Annotated in this window: 17 protein-coding genes; 9 read left to right on the top strand and 8 right to left on the bottom strand. The window is 40.7% G+C overall.

Annotation, left to right across the window (positions count from 1 at the left end; all coding sequences use genetic code 11):
• Positions 1-263 precede the first annotated feature (263 nt).
• The 4 genes from HUE98_RS02435 to HUE98_RS02420 form a co-directional block, all read right to left on the bottom strand.
• Positions 264-1808 carry an ATP-binding protein gene (locus HUE98_RS02435; protein WP_241422302.1) on the bottom strand — a complete coding sequence of 515 codons (1545 nt, stop codon included), beginning with the start codon at positions 1806-1808 and terminating at the stop codon, positions 264-266.
• 109 nt (positions 1809-1917) lie between these two features.
• Positions 1918-2463 (bottom strand): hypothetical protein, encoded by a 546-nt coding sequence (locus HUE98_RS02430; RefSeq protein ID WP_241422301.1) that lies wholly within the window; start codon positions 2461-2463, stop codon positions 1918-1920.
• Between the two features lie 198 nt (positions 2464-2661).
• On the bottom strand, positions 2662-4797 hold the full coding sequence (locus HUE98_RS02425; protein ID WP_277623699.1) for a Tex family protein: 2136 nt from the start codon (positions 4795-4797) through the stop codon (positions 2662-2664).
• An 83-nt stretch (positions 4798-4880) separates the two neighbouring features.
• Positions 4881-5285 carry a hypothetical protein gene (locus HUE98_RS02420; RefSeq protein ID WP_241422299.1) on the bottom strand — a complete coding sequence of 135 codons (405 nt, stop codon included), beginning with the start codon at positions 5283-5285 and terminating at the stop codon, positions 4881-4883.
• Positions 5286-5611: 326 nt separating this feature from the next.
• Here HUE98_RS02420 and HUE98_RS02415 point away from each other — a divergent pair, with 326 nt between their 5' ends.
• From HUE98_RS02415 to HUE98_RS02390, 6 genes are all read left to right on the top strand, one after another.
• Positions 5612-6283, top strand: a complete 672-nt coding sequence (locus tag HUE98_RS02415; protein WP_241422298.1) for a hypothetical protein — start codon at positions 5612-5614, stop codon at positions 6281-6283.
• Between the two features lie 4 nt (positions 6284-6287).
• On the top strand, positions 6288-6653 hold the full coding sequence (locus tag HUE98_RS02410; protein ID WP_241422297.1) for a winged helix-turn-helix domain-containing protein: 366 nt from the start codon (positions 6288-6290) through the stop codon (positions 6651-6653).
• Positions 6654-6734: 81 nt separating this feature from the next.
• Positions 6735-7586 (top strand): ABC transporter ATP-binding protein, encoded by an 852-nt coding sequence (locus HUE98_RS02405; RefSeq protein ID WP_241422296.1) that lies wholly within the window; start codon positions 6735-6737, stop codon positions 7584-7586.
• Positions 7579-8304, top strand: coding sequence for a fluoroquinolone export ABC transporter permease subunit (locus tag HUE98_RS02400; protein WP_241422295.1), 726 nt, complete (start codon positions 7579-7581; stop codon positions 8302-8304). The genes HUE98_RS02405 and HUE98_RS02400 overlap by 8 nt, the downstream gene beginning before the upstream one ends.
• A gap of 2 nt (positions 8305-8306) precedes the next feature.
• Complete coding sequence (locus tag HUE98_RS02395; RefSeq protein WP_241422294.1) at positions 8307-9032, top strand: hypothetical protein; 726 nt, start codon at positions 8307-8309, stop codon at positions 9030-9032.
• An 18-nt stretch (positions 9033-9050) separates the two neighbouring features.
• On the top strand, positions 9051-9245 hold the full coding sequence (locus HUE98_RS02390; protein WP_241422293.1) for a hypothetical protein: 195 nt from the start codon (positions 9051-9053) through the stop codon (positions 9243-9245).
• Between the two features lie 260 nt (positions 9246-9505).
• On the opposite strand, the gene HUE98_RS02385 is transcribed toward HUE98_RS02390, so the two are convergent.
• Genes HUE98_RS02385 through HUE98_RS02375 form a run of 3 tightly spaced genes read right to left on the bottom strand, consistent with a single transcriptional unit; the run spans position 9506 to position 12288 of the window.
• Entirely contained in the window at positions 9506-10984 is a 1479-nt protein-coding gene (locus HUE98_RS02385; RefSeq protein WP_241422292.1) for a sensor histidine kinase, read from the bottom strand.
• Positions 10977-11660, bottom strand: a complete 684-nt coding sequence (locus tag HUE98_RS02380; protein ID WP_241422291.1) for a response regulator transcription factor — start codon at positions 11658-11660, stop codon at positions 10977-10979. The genes HUE98_RS02385 and HUE98_RS02380 overlap by 8 nt, the downstream gene beginning before the upstream one ends.
• A complete protein-coding gene (locus HUE98_RS02375; protein ID WP_241422290.1) occupies positions 11638-12288 on the bottom strand; it encodes a DUF4342 domain-containing protein in 651 nt (216 codons plus the stop codon). Before HUE98_RS02375 ends, HUE98_RS02380 begins: the two co-directional genes overlap by 23 nt.
• 253 nt (positions 12289-12541) lie before the next feature.
• On the opposite strand from HUE98_RS02375, the gene HUE98_RS02370 reads away from it, so the two are divergent.
• Entirely contained in the window at positions 12542-13117 is a 576-nt protein-coding gene (locus tag HUE98_RS02370) for a biotin transporter BioY (protein WP_241422289.1), read from the top strand.
• A gap of 175 nt (positions 13118-13292) precedes the next feature.
• Here HUE98_RS02370 and HUE98_RS02365 read toward each other — a convergent pair whose 3' ends face one another.
• On the bottom strand, positions 13293-14006 hold the full coding sequence (locus HUE98_RS02365) for a LolA family protein (RefSeq protein WP_241422288.1): 714 nt from the start codon (positions 14004-14006) through the stop codon (positions 13293-13295).
• 436 nt (positions 14007-14442) lie between these two features.
• Between HUE98_RS02365 and HUE98_RS02360 the strand changes: the two genes are divergently transcribed.
• Together HUE98_RS02360 and HUE98_RS02355 are read left to right on the top strand one after the other, a co-directional pair.
• The gene (locus HUE98_RS02360; protein WP_241423488.1) at positions 14443-15222 is read left to right on the top strand and encodes a metallophosphoesterase; all 780 of its coding nucleotides are present in this window, start codon (positions 14443-14445) and stop codon (positions 15220-15222) included.
• A gap of 139 nt (positions 15223-15361) precedes the next feature.
• Positions 15362-18604: an SNF2 helicase associated domain-containing protein gene (locus HUE98_RS02355; protein ID WP_241422287.1), complete on the top strand. Its 3243-nt coding sequence runs from the start codon at positions 15362-15364 to the stop codon at positions 18602-18604.
• The last annotated feature ends 22 nt before the right edge of the window (positions 18605-18626 follow it).

Below are 18626 nucleotides of genomic sequence, written 5' to 3'. Positions count from 1 at the left end.
CTCCAGTTTCTTCTTATTCTCTCCTTTTTTAAGATAGTTTATTATAACAAGGGTCTGTGAATTCTAGTTGACTAAAAGGTGAATTCCTGCCGAAAAATGTCCAGCTTTACTGTCCCCGGCATAAATATTCTTAAAATAAAAAAAACATAACTTTTCAGCTATGTTTTTCATTTTAAAAACTTCCTGGGCAGTATCTTCAGCAAAATAATGTGAGCTCCCCTCTTAACCAGAGAATCCAACATCAAAAAGGCTGCGTTGACTCTTTAGTTTCCTCCTTCTAACGGATCATTTTGGCGGATATAGGTCAACATATCCCGGACCTTTTCTGATGCCAAAATTATTTGATCATAATCAATCACTATTCCATTAAAGTACTGCATGATTAATAAATCGCCATCAGTGGTTCCCGGTATTATACCCGTAACCAGGAAACCAATTTCTTCCAGTATTTCTGCTGCTTCCGGCGTGGCAGGATCTTTCAAACTCAAAAAAAGCTCAGCTACCTGCAGTTTCTCTTTTTTTATTTGGTAGAGAATTTTATGTATGCAGCTTTTAAAGTCTGCCCCGATTTGTTTAAATCTAATGATAGCGGACATCCTGCGGGGGTTTATGGTAAATTCCTCCATGGTAGCCTGCATTTTTTTCTTTTCCAGTTCTTCTTTAGCAGAATTATGGCCTTTAACACTTATCCCTTCTTCGGCTAATACGGCCGTTACTCCTAAGTTTTCATATATTTTTTTAATAAAGTCCCAATGTTTTAAAGGAGCAAAAACACTTATGGGGTCAGAACTGGGATCATTAACAAACATAAAGGAAACTAATACTGTACCCCTCTGTTCAGTTTTCTCTGTTATACCTTTAAATACAGTATTTTCAGGAGAATGAGCCAGCAAAAACCCACATTCCCTATAACCGAATTTTTTTAATACATGCTGAGAGTAAACATGTTTTGTAACAGCGTTGGCAAATGATCCTGAGAGGCCTCTATTAAGAGCTTCCATGGTAATATTGGGTTGTAGTTTGCTGATTAATGACTGCCCCCTGTATTTAGCTTTAGTAGCTAACATAGCAAATTCGCTAATGCCGGGAAATGCTTTATGATATACCAGGGCCGCATGTGAAGCCACTTCTCCCCAGGGGCTCACCGCAACTGCCGAGTAAATGTCTCCGCTCTGATTTAATGCAGCCAATCTTTCAGGGTAATAGACATTATCATGGACATAAGAATAACCGTAAGCATCAAAAAAACACCTGGACACCTCTACTGCCTCCGTTGATAACATCTGCCGCACATCCACCTTAACCTTTTTATCCTCCGGAACTTTATCCGGTTTTTCATCAGGCGGTGTCTCTCGATCAGCATCATCCATAACTGAATCTGCCGGATAATATTTTTTCATTATGGTTGACTTGCCCTCAGTCCCTAAGTTGCAGTATTCTACTTCATCCATCAATTTTTTTATCATGTAGCTGCCCAGGCCTGTAATCTCCTGAGTTTCCAAATCTCCTGTAAGCTGATATTCTGGGGTTAAGTTTGGGTCAAAAGGAATCCCCTGATCATGGATACTGATTTTTAAACCTGTGGGAGTTTCTTCACAGTTAATATCCAGACTTGCTGTTTCTCCCGGCAGGAAGGCATGTTCAATTACATTGCTGACTGCCTCCTCCGCCGCCAGTTCAATATCCCTGAGTTCTTTCTGACTGAAATTAAAAAGATTTGCAACTGATTTTATATAATTTAAAGCAACAGACAGGTACTGAAAATCATTAGGAATGGTAAGATTACTGCTCAAAAAAATTTTCGTCATACTAAAGGTCAGCTCCTAAATAAATATTTTTAATCATGCTCCCTCTAAACTTTTGAATACTTAAGGCCTGCCTCCTGGTTTTTCTGGGGCAGGCCTTTACTGTCTTCTATTATTTCTTTAATTCTTTTAAATTTGCCAGCTGCTCATTAAGCTTCCTTATTTCACTCATTAATTCCGACACATAATCCTTGTCTTCAATTATAGATATATGGGGTGCGCCTGTTCTAGTATCATGTAATTCTTTATGTACAGACAAGATTTCCTTAGCCTTTGTAAATAAATCAGCCTTAGACCAGGGGAAATTGACCACATTTGGAGCTGGATCCGGTCCAAAATCCGGTTCTTTGCTCTCATCAGGTAACCTGACCTTTCCCTTCCCCTTCAATGGTATTTCAAATCTACCCCTTCTATACACTCTAGAGACATTTCTTCCCACCAGCATCTCATCATAAGAAAAAAAATTGCATTTACCTTTTTTTATAATATAAGCACCTTTATCTGTTACTAATAAAGTTTCATCATTCATTCCCACTACCGCTGCTCTGATATCTTCAGAAATTTTGATATTTTTGTCAATGATGTTTCCAATTTTTTTAGGGATATAATCAAACACTAAGGAATCCGCAACAGAACATATTGTCCTCTTATCCGGCATTGCTCTCATCACTCCTTCATTTTTGTGAAATAGTCAGGGCTTTCACACTTTCAAAAATTATTGAAAAAATTATTAGCAGAAACTGATTCCACCACCTAAATGATAACTCATCTTCCAATAACTATTATAATAAAAAAACATTCTAAAAACTAGTGCTTTTAATAATTTGGTTGGACATGATGCCTTCAGGGCAGCAAATCAAATAGAAGATATTTCCTTCATGGAGAGAGAGATACGCTTTTTTTTCGTATCTACACTCAGCACCCTTACATTCACAATATCCCCTACCTTCACCACATCCAGGGGGTGTTTGACAAAACGATTACAAAGTTCGGATATATGCACAAGGCCGTCCACATGAACACCGATATCCACGAAGGCCCCAAAATCCACGACATTACGAATCACGCCCTGGATTTCCATATTTTCTTTTAAATCCTCCATATTCAAAATCCCTTTTTTGAAAACAGGCTGGGGAAGATCATCCCGGGGATCCCGGCCGGGCTTTTTAAATTCTTCCAAAATATCTTTTAAGGTTGGTTCTCCTACCTGCAATACTGCCGCCAGTTCTGGAATTTGAACCTCAGGAATCTTTCCTCCCTGTCCCAACACTTCTGACCCAATCCCAATCTGGTGCATTAATTTTTCCGCCGTGTCATAGGATTCGGGATGAACGGCAGTGCGGTCCAAGTAGTTTTGAGCAGTAGGAATACGTAAAAATCCCGCACCCTGCTTAAAAGCTGCCGGTCCCAGCTTGGGCACTTTTTTTAATTCTTTACGACTGGTAAATGGACCATTATTTTCCCGGTAGAATACAATATTCTCCGCAACCGTCTTGTTGATTCCCGCCACATGTTCCAATAGAGCCGGCGAAGCGGTGTTCAAATCTACTCCCACCCGGTTAACACAAGACTCCACAACACCTGCCAAAACTTCGTTAAGTTTTTTTTGATTCACATCATGCTGATACTGTCCCACACCGATTGAACGGGGATCAATTTTAACCAGCTCCGCCATGGCATCCTGCACACGACGGGCCAGAGATATAGCGCTTCTTTCAGAGACATCTAAATGGGGGAATTCTGCCTGGCCCAGCTTGGAGGCGGAATAGACGCTGGCACCGGCTTCGTTCACTACCGTATAGGCTACTTCCTGTGGGTACTCTTCCAACAGCTCTACCACAAACATTTCTGTTTCCCGGCCCCCGGTGCCGTTACCGATGGCAATGGCATTTAGGGCGTGTTTTTCTAAAAGAGCCAGAACGGTCCGGGTGGCTTTTTCCTTCTGGTTGCGGGGCGGGATAGGGAAAATAACGGCGGTTTCCAACAACTTGCCCTGTTCGTCCACACAGGCTATTTTACAGCCGGTTCTAAGTCCCGGATCCATAGCCATAATCCTTTTTCCCCGTACCGGTGGAATCATGAGCAGGTTTCGCAGGTTTTCCTGAAAAACCCTGATAGCCTGCTCTTCCGCCTTTTGTGTAAGCTCACTGCGGATTTCCCGTTCCAGTGAAGGAAACAAAAGACGCTTCCAACTATCTTTAATTGCCTCATCCAATTGAAGCTTTGCATTTCCATTGTTCTGCCCATAAAAGGACTGGGCCATGGGAAACGCTTTAGTTTCAGGAACCTGGATTTTAATGTTTAGTATTTTTTCCCTTTCACCCCTGTTCATCGCCAGAATACGATGGGGCTGCACCTTTCTACAGGGTTCACGGTAGTTGTAGTACATTTCATAAGGGCCCGTCTCTTTGTCCTTCACGTTTGCGACAATTTCCCCCTCCTTAAAAACAAGGGACCGCAGCAATGAACGGAGCTTCGGTTCTTCAGATATCAGCTCTGCGATAATATCCCGTGCCCCAGCCAGTGCTGCATCAGCTGTCAAAACTTCTCTTTCTTCATCCATAAACTTACGTGCTGCATCCTCCAAATCTCTATGTCCCTTCAGGATAAGCTGCGCCAGGGGTTCAAGCCCTTTTTCTTTAGCAATGGTGGCCCGGGTTCTTTTTTTAGGCTTGAAGGGACGGTAAATATCTTCCAGCTCTGTCACATTAGAAGCATTCTGAATTGACTTCTCCAGTTCCGACGTCAGCACACCCTGTTCTTCCAAAAAACGATGAATATCGGCACGGCGGTTCTCTAGATTACGATTGAAGCTCAATTTCTCCGCCAGCAGCCTCAAATCCTCGTCTGTCATTCCCCCCGATACCTCTTTCCGATAGCGGGCAATAAAAGGAATGGTATTTCCCTCATCCAGCAGGGCAACCACTTTTAAGACATGGCGCTGATCCAATTTCAACGCCAAAGCGATACGACGGCTAATGATCTCTTCCATTTTTTTATTCTCCATAAACATTAATATACACTTTTATGGCAAAAGCATCAAGAGAACATGGCTCCTATTAAACTCCCAGCCCATTAAATCACTGGTTTATTTTTAAAATTATTTATAATAATCAATGATAATCCCGCTTTTACCAATCCAATAATAAAATATAACACATGCAAAAAAACAACGGAATTTAACATTATGCACTGCACAACGATAAAGATTACCAGAGCCCAGCTGAAAACGCTGCTTATATATCCTTGATATTTTGACTTAAAATGAAACATATACGCACTAATAATATTTCCAATTCCAATTATTGAAAAAAGGATAATTCCAGGTATAAGATAATTACTAAAAGGTGAATTTACTAATAAATCAGCTGGCATACCCAATGGCTCTTGAGGATTACTAATTGCAGCCAACCCTCCAGCTACAGCTCCTATCCCTACAAATACATGTAAAAAAAATAATACACCATATACTGACTTCACTCTTATTCATCTCCTGTTTATAAAAATTTGGATTACCTTCTACAATCTATTAATTGTTAACCCTCTCCTCTGTCTTTTTAGTGTTTATTCCCTATATTTTATCATATTTTTATATGTTAAACATACGGGTTTTAAATCACCAAAGGTATTATCAACATATCCAATTCTAACATCCTCAAGGGATCAAGACCCCAAGGATTCCTGCCGGTATTTTCTAAAGGCATGTGTGGGGAGTATACTTTTTGTTTCAAAAATTATTGACAACTTATATAAAATATATTATATTGTAAATAAGTTTATGATATAAACTAAGGAGAGTGAATCCAGTGAATAAAGAGTCACAAGAACTGCAGAAGGTCATAGCCGACCTGAAGCTAATTAAAGAAGCCGTAAACAAAAATGACAATATAATAAGATTTATCTGCGCAGGAAATGTGTTGAGGGGGATTTTACTCACTACAGGCCTGCTGATTGCTGTATTTTCAGCAATATTTTACTATTTACTGGAGCAGTACGGCTCCTTTGGAGCTGTACCTATAAATCTTAGAATAATCCTGTTTGGGCTGATTGGTTTATCCGTATTAGGCATCGGCTGCCAGAAAATCAGGAATTTTATACGGAACGCTCAAAATAATGGCATAGACATAAATTTTAACAAACTGGTAGAAGAAGTGTCCACCCCCCGCTTCATGGCGCTGCATCTGCCTAATATCATAGTAATTATCCTGGCAATCATCTTTTTAGACAGCAGGGGATATGAACTCTATATCATACCTTCCATAGCAGTGCTGTATGGTCTACTGGTTATATCCCTAAGCTCTCTTATATTTTTAAAGGAATTGTACTTTTTGGGTATATGGCTGATCTCCACAGGAGTTCTAACTCTCTTTACTGCGGAAGCTATCCACCCCCTGGCAGTCCTGGGAATCACTTTTGCAGCGGGCATGCTCTTGGCCTCCCTGCTGTTTTATGTGGGCCAGCCCGGTGAAAAGAGGTAATGCCATGACCGATAGCAGCAGAAAACAGGAAGACTTTATTTTAAACCGTAAAATTCACGAACCGGCCCGCCTGCAAATCATCAGTTACCTGTCTTCAAGCAGCGACCAGATTCCCTTTACTGAATTAAAAGAGAAACTAAACTTAACCGCGGGGAATCTGTCAGTTCAGTTGAAAAAACTAGAAGAGTCAGGCTACGTCTCCATCAACAAATCTTTTAAGGAACGAAAACCGCTGACCCGTGTTTCCTTAACCCGTCAGGGTTTGAAGGCTTTACAACAGTATCTGGAAGGACTTGAAATAATGATCCACCGTTTGAAAAATAATACTGCGCCTTCAGCGAGAACGGAGGAGAATGAAACAAATAGATAAAGAACTCATTTAATAAACGGCTGGAAAAAGGATAACCAAAAGATTTAGAAAGGGTTAACAAGATCAGAGGAGGAATTGCCAGTGTTTAAAGTAAGGAATCTCAAATTTAAGTATCCGAAAAGTAAGGAGTATACCATTGACGGCATTGATTTTGAAATTTCTGATGGAGAGATATTTGGTTTTCTCGGGCCCAGCGCTGCGGGAAAAAGCACCACACAGAAAATACTCATTAAGCTTTTAAAAAATTTTGAAGGAGATATCGAATACTATGGTAAGCCGCTTTCCAGCTACCGTGATGAATTCTACCAAAATATTGGTGTTTCTTTTGAGATGCCTATTTCCTTTTCCAAGCTGACGGCTCTGGAGAACTTAGAGTTTTTTAAAAGGCTCTATAAACAGACAGTAGATGTGGAACCTCTTTTAAAGCGCCTGGGCCTTTGGGAAGATAAGGATAAAAAGGCCGGTGAATACTCCAAGGGAATGAAAATTCGCTTAAACTTTATCCGGGCATTAATTAACAAACCAAAGATGCTCTTCCTTGATGAACCTACCAACGGCCTTGACCCTGCCAATTCTCGTATCATGAAGGATATGATCCGGGAGTTTAGAGAACAGGGAGGAACAGTATTTCTTACCAGCCATATCATGAGCGATGTTGACGAATTATGTGACCGGGTAGCTTTTATTGCCCACGGCAAACTGCAGGAGGTGGATTCTCCCCGTAATTTAAAACTTAAATACGGTAAACGCATGGTAAAGGTTGAATATAAAGAAAAAGGCCAGCTGGTGACAGAAGAGTTTTCTATGGCGGAAATTAAAACCCAGCCTTTCTTTGATTTACTAAAGGGAAAAGATATCGAGACCCTTCACAGCGGAGAAACAACTCTGGAAGAAATTTTCATTAAGGTAACGGGGGTGGCACTGCGTGGATAGGCTGATACCCCTGGTCAAGGGTGAGTTTGACCGGCTAAATAAGTATAACCTGTTTACTGCCAACTTTGTAGTATTATTGTTATGGGTTGGGCTGGCCTGGTTTTTCGATGGCGAAGAACTGAAAATGTTTTTACCCGTCATCTTCCTTATGGATGCCACCATGATGACTATGCTGATGGTAGGGGCCACTCTATTTTATGAGAAACAAGAACACACTTTAAATTCCATCATGGTTTCCCCTGTGTCCGAAGAGGAATACTTGATGACCAAGATCATTGTCAATATTATAAATTCCCTTATTTCCGTGGTTTTTATTTCTGCAGCCGTTTTTTTTGTAAAAGGTGTCACTTATAATTATTTTCTATTGGTTCCTGCTGTTATTGTAATAACAGTGGTGCACACCCTGATAGGCATCAGGATTTCCTATAATGCCAACACTTTTACTTCTATGCTGGTTAACTTTATTGTTTACATTTTTCTATTTCTGTTTCCCAGCCTCTTCGCTATGCTTGATATCATTGGGCCTGAGGTGGCAAAATTATTAATAATTTTACCACCGGAAACCTCCAGAATTTTGATCAGTACCATTGTTCAAGAGGTGGAACCATGGAAACTGGTGTTTGGCTATGGGTACCTGGTGGCATTGACGTACATTTTCTACCGGTTTATTGTAAAACCAAAATTTAACGATTTTATCATGCGGGAAACGGGGGTATAAGCATGCTTTGGACTATGAGCAAATTCGAATTTAAGAATCTTGTTCGGGATAGAATGACTGCGGTTATGATTTTGTATCCACTGATATTGGGTGGGTTGGGCAAATACCTGATAGACAACCAATTGGTGGAAGGGCAGGCTCTGGGCGTTATCGCCATGATGGTTTCTTTAATGGTGGGTTTTGCGTATGGCGCCATGGCCGGCTTTTCTCTTCTGGATGACCGGGATGACCAGGTCTTAACCTCTATCCAGATATCCCCGATTCCCCTGGCTTTCTATCTTTGGTTTAAAATTGTATTTGTCTATATTATTGCAGTGCTGGCAGGATTTTTCTTAATGTGGTTTATAGGAGACTTTGCCCTATTCGCAGGAGAAATTTTACTGGTCTCTATGCTGTCCTCTCTGCAGGTACCCATCGTAGCCTTTCTGGTCAATGCTTTTGCCAAAAACAAAATTGAGGGTTTCATCACCATGAAAGCATCAGGTTTTCTTCTGCTGCTGCCCATCGGGAGCTTCTTCTTTCTGGATGCTAAAGAATGGCTGTTTTCCTTGGCTCCCGGTCATTGGGCCGGGAAAGCCTTACAGTATTCGCTGATGCGGCCGCTGATAGATTCCGGCTTTTTAGAGATGAATCTAAACTTTTATCAGTATGTCGGTATCGGTTTTCTGTATAATATTTTTCTAATTACCGTAATTTACAGATTTTTTATTCAGAAAAACCATTTTTAAAAAGGGAGGTATTTTAACATGACGGTTTGGTCAATTATTTTATTCCTTCTGGCAGCACTCTATATTGTAGGCGGAATCTTCGAATTTCCTATTCTATTTGAGGGTAATCCCAAAACAAGGTTTTTAATATCTAAAATGGGTAAGAAAAACTATAAAATTATGCTTTTTGTTTTCTCAGTAATCTTCCTAGTGTTGGCTATTTTGCTGAAATAGAAAAAATTAAAGTTTTATTGTCAAAAGCCGGTATCCAGCCGGCTTTTGACATATTAATCTTTGTTCTTTTTTTTGCGCAGCTTTACGCTTTCAGATAAATATTCCATCTGACCGCTGCTTTGCTAGAGTGAAAATCATCCTCGCACAAACTACAGAAGAACTCTCTACCTCTATTAGTGCTGCTTTGGAAAATAGAAAAGCCTGCCAACAAAAACTTAGTCGGCAGGCTTTTAACGAATTATGATTGAATACAATATTATTTAATCTCCCTTCCATTCAGGCAGCACCACTGTGGTACGGGTGCCAATATCCACCCGGCTGAGGACTTCAAATTGACCCTCATGACGTTGGATGATCCATTTAGCGATAGACAAACCCAGGCCGGAGCCACCGGTTTTCCGGGCCCGTGATTCATCAGACCTGTAAAACCGGTCAAAAATATGTGAAACATCCTCCGGCGCAATGCCAATGCCGTTGTCCTGCACCTGGATCTTCACCCAGCCTTCCTCTGATAAGGTTTTAATCACGATTTTTTCGCCGGAAGGCGTGTACTTCATACTGTTATCCACCAGGATCCGAATGGCCTGTTTAATTAACTGCTGATCTGCCTCCAGGTAAACCGGCCTGGTTAACTGAGTTTCAAAGATATGCGCTGAATCAATTAATCGGGTTTCCCGGATAATTTCTTCAATCATGTCACCGAGTTCAAACACTTCCAGATGCAGCTGCATGGTGTCGTTATCCCCCCGGGCGAGAAAGAGGAGCTGTTCCACCAGCACCTTCATGTTCTCTGTCTCACTTTTAATGGCGTCAATGGATTCCTGCATAGTTTTTTCATCAAACTTCCCCCAACGGTCCAGTAAACCGGCATAACCCTGGATTACTGAGATGGGGGTGCGCAGCTCATGGGAGGCATCGGAAACAAAACGCACCTGAGACTGGTACGACTGGTTAATCCGGTTAAGCATGTCGTTAATGGCATGGGCCAGGTCTTTTAGTTCATTTTGCGAACTTTCAATAGAGATCCGTCGGTCCAGCTGTCTGACATCGATGGTGCTGATAGCGCCGGCCAGATACTTAATACCGGACCCATCTGCAGCTGAACCCATAGACGCTACCCCCTCATGAAGGGTTCTGGCGGTTTCCGCCATCTCTGAAAGTGGTTTCAATGTTTTTCGGATAACCATGGTATTTTTCCCAATGCTGCCCAAAAGATAGAGCAGTTCCACGGCCAGAAGACCCAGCAGCAAGAAGACATACAGGCGCAGGTCCGTCCCCAAGGCATAGGTAACCTGATAGGGCACACCATCAACTGTCACTATCATATGATAAGCAACCTGTCCAATGTGCTCCATCAGGGTTATATCTGAGTCAAATCCGGGGGCTGTTATATTACGTTTTGCATCCAGGGCTTCCAGGGGCAGCTGCTCCTGCAGCAGTTCAGGCAGAATTAAGCCTTTTAAAGATTCTTCCACCTTTCGTATTTCGTAACCCCCGGCAGCGGCATACTTCTCCTCCACGACATTCTGTGGTATTCCAAAAGTATCCATAAAATTTTGAGCGCCTTCTTCTGCTTTCCAAAAGATAACACCAAAATATAAAATGTTGATTAGAATGTTAACAGCCATAAAGGCCGACAACAGCATACCCAGCATCTGCAGGTTCAACTTCAAAACCAATGACGACCGGACTTTACCTATAAAACTGGTCCCGATATGATGCTTTTCTGTGTCATTCATCCTTAATCACATATCCCACTCCCCGTACCGTATGAATCAGCTTCAGCTCAAAGGGTTCCTCGATTTTTGAACGGAGATAGCGAATATACACATCCACGGCATTGGTTCCTCCTCCAAAATCATAACCCCATATACGATCCAACAACACTTCCCGTTTCATCACAATATTTTTGTTCTCCAAAAGACACTGCAGCAGGTCAAACTCCCTCTTGGTCAGTTCCAGCAGCTGGGCTCCTACCCTAATCTCCCGGCGTTCCGGGTCAAGCCGCAGCATTCCGGCCTCCAAAACAGTGGTAGGAGATACTTTGCCGGTGCCAGTTTTTTTTCTAAGTGACACCCTGATTCTGGCCAGCAGTTCTTCAATAGCAAAGGGCTTAGTTATATAGTCGTCTGCACCACTGTCCAGTCCCGAAACCTTGTCAACCACTTCATCCCGGGCAGTCAACAAAATCACCGGCACTTCAGAAAACTGGCGAATTCTCCGAAGTACCTCAATCCCATTTATGCCTGGCAGCATAACATCCAGCAGAATCAGGTCGAAGGAACGAGCTTTAGCAAAGGCTAAGCCGTCCCTTCCATCCAGGGCTTTTTCTACTTCGTACCCTTCAAACCCCAGCTCCAGTTCCACAAACCGGGCAATTTTCTCTTCGTCCTCAATGATCAGAATTCTCTCCATCTTTATTTTCACCCTTATTTTTGTTGATATCTTTTGAGAAATTCTTGGCCGCGTCAACTACAGTATCCACAGCACGAACAGTGGCATCGGAAACATTATCCATGGCCCGGTTTACTTCTGTTTTTCCAAGGTCAGGGCCTTTAAACTTGAACCTGTACCGGAAAATGAGGCCAATAATAATGAGGGGGAGCACCAGCCAAAAGGCAAAGATTAGAAATAATGCAAACACTGTCAATGAAACCACCATCACATTTTGGCCGTCCTTCACCACCTCAAGGCTGTTGGTATTCCCTTTGTGAAGCACTTCTCCACACCACTGAAAAAAGTTTCCCATTGTTTCACCAAAGGAGCAGCGGTTGGTTTTCTTAGATTGCACCTCTGATACTCTGCTGCTGCCGTTGTCCTCCGTTTCCTGTTTTTCCTCTTTGGAATGATAATACCCGCCTGATTTGGGGGCCTGAATACGGTTCTGCTTTTCCAGATTGATGACCGCTTCCAAAAGATCGCCGTTTGTTTCTTCCAGGGCTTTTTTTGACTCCTCATAAGAAATGCCGGCACGTTCACGTAACTTCTCAACTTGTTCCAAAGTAACCATTATGATAACCTCCCTTTCTTTTATTATGGTCATCATAACCTCCAAAGATTTGAGCACCATTTGGACAACATTAAAATTTGATTATAACTTAAATTAAAACCGTAATTCTAAAAATCTAAAAGTATAGTAGTGCTTACCTATTGCTTTTTTCCCCTCTTTTGTGTATTGTTAGACAAAGATAAAAATTGCCTTACTCTAAACATATGCTTTTTAAATCCTAACGATTTCAGTACCATTTTACTCTAATAATTAAACCAGGACAAGAGGGGTAGGAGGGACCCGGAATATGATGTTAACTACCAAAGATATTACTTTTACCGCTGTTTTTACTGCCGCTGCCTGCATGGTGGGCCTTGCATTGAAAATCGTTCCCGTGGCCTTAATCCCTTTTAGCCTTCTTCCGCTGGTAGCCATGCTGGCCGGAGGGTTTTTAGGCAGCAGATTGGGGGCTTTGAGCATGACCATATATATGGTTCTGGGATTAGTAGGCCTCCCTGTCTTTTCAGTTGCACCTTTTGGCGGCCTATCCTATATCTTCCAGCCCTCCTTCGGTTTTGTGCCGGGCTATATTGCTTGCGCCTTTCTGGCAGGTAAAATCCTGGAAAACAAAAGAGAACCCAACCTTTACCACTGCTCTGCCGCAATGCTGGCCGGGTTAAGTGCACTATATATTGTCGGGCTAATTTACCTGTACTTGATTTTAAACCTGTATGTAGGAACAGCAACAAACTTTGCTGAGATTTTAATGATAGGTTTTCTTCCCTTTATTCTCTTTGATCTGATAAAAGCTGCCTTGGCCGTCAGCCTTACCCAAACTATTATTAAAAGAATAAATATACTGCCGGTACAAAAGCATAGATAACCTTTTGTCCGTTACTGATCCAAAAGAACAAATTATTCATCGTCAATGTGACCCTTTATTATGTATGTAAATTCAGAAACTAAGAGTTCCCTTTCGTGTTTCTTTCGCTTAACTCAAGGCACAAAACGCGTAGTGAGACCTCTCTTTAATGAAATCATCAGCGTTAATCTATTTGCTAATAGTTCATTTCAAAAATTTCGTAATCTGCAGGTACCACAAACAGGTCATCAGAAATTCCACCGACTTTAAGATTTTTTACTTCCATAGTAAAATGATCTTCGGGATCATCACCGGTACTTTCGATTTTCATTGGAATGCCATAATCCCCATGAATCCAAATTTTCATAGTGACATAATCATCTTTATCCAAGATCACATAACACATGACCCCATTGTATTTTTCTTTTCCCAGATATTCCAACCCCTCTAAGTCCATATCTTCCATAAACTCATCTGCGGTAAACCCTTCTTCCATTTCATCATCCCAATTATGTGTCATTTTAAGGGCAGTTTTTTCCTCCGGGTCTAAGGTATAATAATGGTCCTCATCATCAATTATAATGTACTTGTGCCAATCCATTTCACCTTCAGTACGTACCTTCTCTCCTTTAATCCAAACTTTGGAAAAATAATTTTCCATTCCAGCACCGGTCATAGTCATTTCATAATACACCTCTGCCGGATCCTGCATGGAATTGAAGATTTCTTCTAAAGTCTCCGGATCCCCTGTTCCATTGGCTTCCTGTTTATCCTCACCGATTGACTGCTCCGGCTTGCCAACAGCATCCTCTCCTACCTCCTGCTGACTTTTCTCTCCACATCCTATAACCATGATGGATACTAAGATAAGCATTAAAACGATCATTATTGGTCTTTTCATGCTTTTCACGCTTTTCCCTCCTTATTAGTTGATACAAGGTCTATTTATTACCCCGCCAACAAATTAAATAACTCCTCTCCCCCCTCCCTTTTTAAACAGAATCTATAATTGCTCTCTCAGATAACATATTTATAATCCAAGATGGTCCAAGGCATCGGGAAACTATTAAAAACTACTTCCTTTCCCAGTAGTAACTAAAATCGACATAATCGGTTTTATCTACCTACATATAGAAAGAATATCCATAAATCATGTTATAATTATACAATAAAAAAGATGTTAGGAATATATAAGAATGAAAGATAATTAACATAATGGTTATATTACTTTTAAGGGTAATATTTAAAAACAATAAGGAAGAACCTGTAATGTTCAAAATAGTTGTATATTTGAAATGTAAGGAGATGTTTTTAATTTGAAGGTTTCACGGCGCACTTTTCTTATTATGGTCGGTCTGACATTTATATCATACTTGTTCTACGAAGTGAACTCTATTGCTGTAACAAAATACGTTGTCCCTATAAAAAATTTACCTTTATCCTTTGACGGATTTACTATATTACATTTAACTGACCTTCATAGTAAGGAGTATGGCAATAACCAAAAACGTTTGATTAACTTAATTAATCAGCATGAATTTGATATGGTTGCAATTACCGGTGACGTAATAGATAAAGATAATCCGGCAGTAATGCCCACCATCAACTTAATACGAGGGCTGCCCCAAAAACCAATATTTTTTGTTCCCGGAAACCATGAGTGGCGGACCAACTATACAATTAAAGAGCCGCTTCTAGCAGAAGGGATACAAATATTAGAGAATTCAAATGAAAAATTTATAAAAGGCGATAATCACCTCTGGATTATAGGTGTAGATGATCCCTACTTGGAGAAGGATGATTTAGATAAAGCCCTGGAAGGAACCCATGATTCTTCGCCAAGATTACTGTTAGCCCATGCGCCCAATATTTATTCATCAGCAATTCACTCAAATGTTGACTTAGTAATGGCAGGCCATACCCATGGTGGTCAGGTTCGACTACCGTTTGTTGGAGCAATTATTGCACCAGGGCAAGGATTATTCCCAAAGTTAGATTACGGAATGTTCCAATCAAAGGCCACCACCATGATAATAAATGGTGGCCTGGGAGAAAGCGTATTGCCTGTCAGATTTAATAATCGTCCCGAGATTTTACTGATAACTTTAGAGAGGAAAAGTGAATGAGTACAGCAGTATTAAGTAATTCATTATGCCTTGGATTATCTGTGAAAATAAATGTATAGGAAATATCCGGCAGGAAAAAACAGGAAAATGTAGAAATGATTAAATTAAATAGCTGCTTTGTTAGGAGAATTTATTACATATGCTTACATTAACCGAAGGAGTAATAAAAAGTCTATGTTACAATAATAACACCTTCTTTAGAGGGAAAAATTATTACGATTCAGGTTATTTAAAAGAATTATTCTATAATCCAGAAGAAAAATCATTCACTGCCCTGGTCAGGGGAAAAAGAAGTGATTACAGTGTATATGTCTTATTTGATCCTGACGGTCATTTCCTGGATGCTGATTGTGAATGTATCGCCTACTATAATTACCCGGGAAACTGTAAACATATAACGGCCGTTTTGCTGCAGATTTTGAATAACCAGGATACTTATCTTAGCCCGGAATTAAAGGACAAAGGAATAGTAGACTTTATATTCAATTACTTTAAGGATAGAGATAGCATTCAGGGAAGAAAAGAATTAACCTTGGAATATGAATATATTTATCAACAGATAGAATCCAGATACCAGGATATTTTTGTTTCATCTCTCCAGCTTAAGGTGGGTGAAAATAGAAGCTACAAGGTGAAGTATATCTCTGAGTTTCTTAAAGCCGTCAAGGAAAAAACATCTATAAAGTTTGGAAAATTATTTACCTACGACCCTTATGTTCATACTTTTAAAAAAGAAGACACGCCCATCATTGACCTTTTACTTGAAATATTGGATATAGACCAGGTTACTGCTTACACATCCTATAACAGCGCAGGTCGTAATATAATTGCTGGTTCCAAGATGTATTTGCCCCAATCTTATGCAAAAAGAGTCCTTGGGAATTTAATAAACAGAACTCTTAAGGTAACCATATTTAACCAATCTTTTGATAATGTTAAAGTCCTAAATGAACCCCTGCCCCTTAATTTTAACCTAAGAAAAGCAGAAGAGGGGCTTTTGCTGGAGCTTGACAATAAAAAAAATCTTATTTCTCTAACCACCGATGGGACGTTTTTTTTGTTTGATGAAAAAATTTACACCCTTACCCAGGAACAAAGCTCAAGCTTTCTGCCTTTTTACAGCGGCTATATACAAAATAGCGGAAAACCTATACTGGTTCCCATGGAATATCGGGAGAGGTTTGCTTCAGAGTCAATTTCTAGAATCAGGAAATTCGGAAATATTCTGATTGAGAAAGAGTTAGAGGCGGACCTCCACCAGGAACCTCTTCAAGTAAAAGTATTTCTGGATATGAAGGGAAAAGACATTACCGCCCGCCTGGATTATGTTTACGGCAGCCGTGTGATCAACCCCCTAAAAGAAGAACCAAACAACTCAGACCGTGAAATTTTGATCAGGGAAATAGAAAAAGAAAAAAAGGTGATGAGCTCTTTTAATAAAGCAGGTTTCGATATGCGGGAACATATGTTTTGTTTAGACGGAGAGAATGATAAAAAAGTCTATGATTTTGTGTATCATGCCCTTCCTGAAATACAAAAGGACAGCAGCATATTTTACAGCGAAACGTTTAAGCGGTTAAAGGTTAAAAATAATACTAGATTTAAAGGTAGGATGGGAATTAACAATTCATTTAACCTGTTGGAGTTTGAATTTCAATTGGAGGGGATAGACCAAGGGGAACTGCCTGATATTTATTCTTCTCTGCAGGAGAAGAAAACCTTTCACCGTCTAAAAGACGGCAGCTTCCTCCCCCTGGAATCTGAAGACTTGGACAAAATGGCAGAGGTCTTTCAGGGACTGCAGTTGAAAAAATCCGACCTGAAAAAGGAAACAATAACCCTACCCAAGCACCAGGCCTTATACCTGAATCATTTTGAACAGGAGGGGAAGTTAACTCTTTTTAAAAAAGACCAGGACTACAAGGAACTTATTCGAAGCATCAAAGACCCCGGACATCTGGATTTTAAGTTACCCGGCCCACTGGATAATGTCCTGCGGGACTATCAAAAGACCGGTTTTCAGTGGTTAAAAACTTTGGCTGTTCATGGTTTCGGGGGCATCCTGGCCGATGATATGGGATTGGGGAAAACGCTTCAGGCATTAGCTTTCATTTGTTCCGAAACTATTGCCAAACATGATCCTGTCTTAATTATAGCTCCCACCTCCTTGATCTTTAACTGGGAGGCAGAAATTAATAAATTTACCCCAGAACTGAAAGCAGCAGTTATTTCTGGAAACAAAAAAGAAAGAATTGAAGGATTAAAACAGGCGGAAAAATATCAAGTTATTATAACCTCTTACCCCCTGATTCGCAGGGACATTGATAGTTATAAGGAGATGAAATTTAGTTACTGCATCCTGGATGAAGCTCAAAACATAAAAAATCCCAATTCCCAGACGGCTCGTTCCACCAAATTGATACCTGCGGAAAATTTCCTGGCTCTGACAGGCACCCCCATGGAAAATTCCCTTACTGAACTTTGGTCTATTTTTGACTGTATTCTGCCGGGTTATTTGTACTCCTACCCGAGGTTTATGAAAAGGTACGCCGCCATTGCGGAACAGAATGAAAGCCACCCCTTCGGTGAAGAACTGTCCAGACGGGTGCAGCCCTTTATCCTGCGCCGCCTTAAAAAGGATGTACTAAAGGAGCTTCCCCCAAAAATAGAACGCCAGATGATATCGGAGCTGACCAAAGAACAGAAAAAATTATATCTGGTATACCTGGAAAAAATACGAAGCCAGGCCGCATCTGAACTTAAGAACCATGGTTTTGAAAAAAGCCGGATTAAGATTCTGGCGGGGTTAACCCGGCTTCGGCAGATCTACTGTCATCCTTCCCTGTTTTTAGATAACTACAAGGGGGACAGCGGAAAACTAATTCAATTGAAAGATTTATTGAAAGAAGTAAACGGGAGCGGACACCGGGTACTTTTGTTTTCACAATTTACAAGTATGCTGAAGATAATTCAAAAGGTGCTGGATAAAGAAAATTATTCCTACTTTTACCTGGATGGCTCTGTGAAATCCGGGGAACGAATGCGCATGGTTGAGGAATTTAATAAAGGCCAGACTGATATTTTTCTTATTTCCCTGAAAGCCGGCGGCACCGGCCTAAATCTCACCGGTGCGGATACTGTCATTCTTTACGACCTGTGGTGGAATCCTGCAGTGGAGGATCAGGCTGCAGACCGGGCTCACCGTATAGGTCAAAAAAATGTGGTACAGGTTATGAGAATGCTTTCCATGGGCACCATAGAAGAAAAGATATTCCAACTGCAGCAGAAGAAAAAAGAATTGATTGATAAGGTAATCCAGCCGGGAGAGACTTTTCTATCAGCCTTGAGCGAGCAGGAAATTAAAGGATTATTAGGTTTGTAAAAAAAGCAATAGAAAGGAAATT

Origin of the sequence: Candidatus Contubernalis alkalaceticus (genome assembly GCF_022558445.1) — a bacterium.
Taxonomy (GTDB): domain Bacteria; phylum Bacillota; class Dethiobacteria; order SKNC01; family SKNC01; genus Contubernalis; species Contubernalis alkaliaceticus.
Note: the sequence above shows the minus strand (reverse complement) of the source record. Positions and strands in the feature narration are given on the sequence as shown.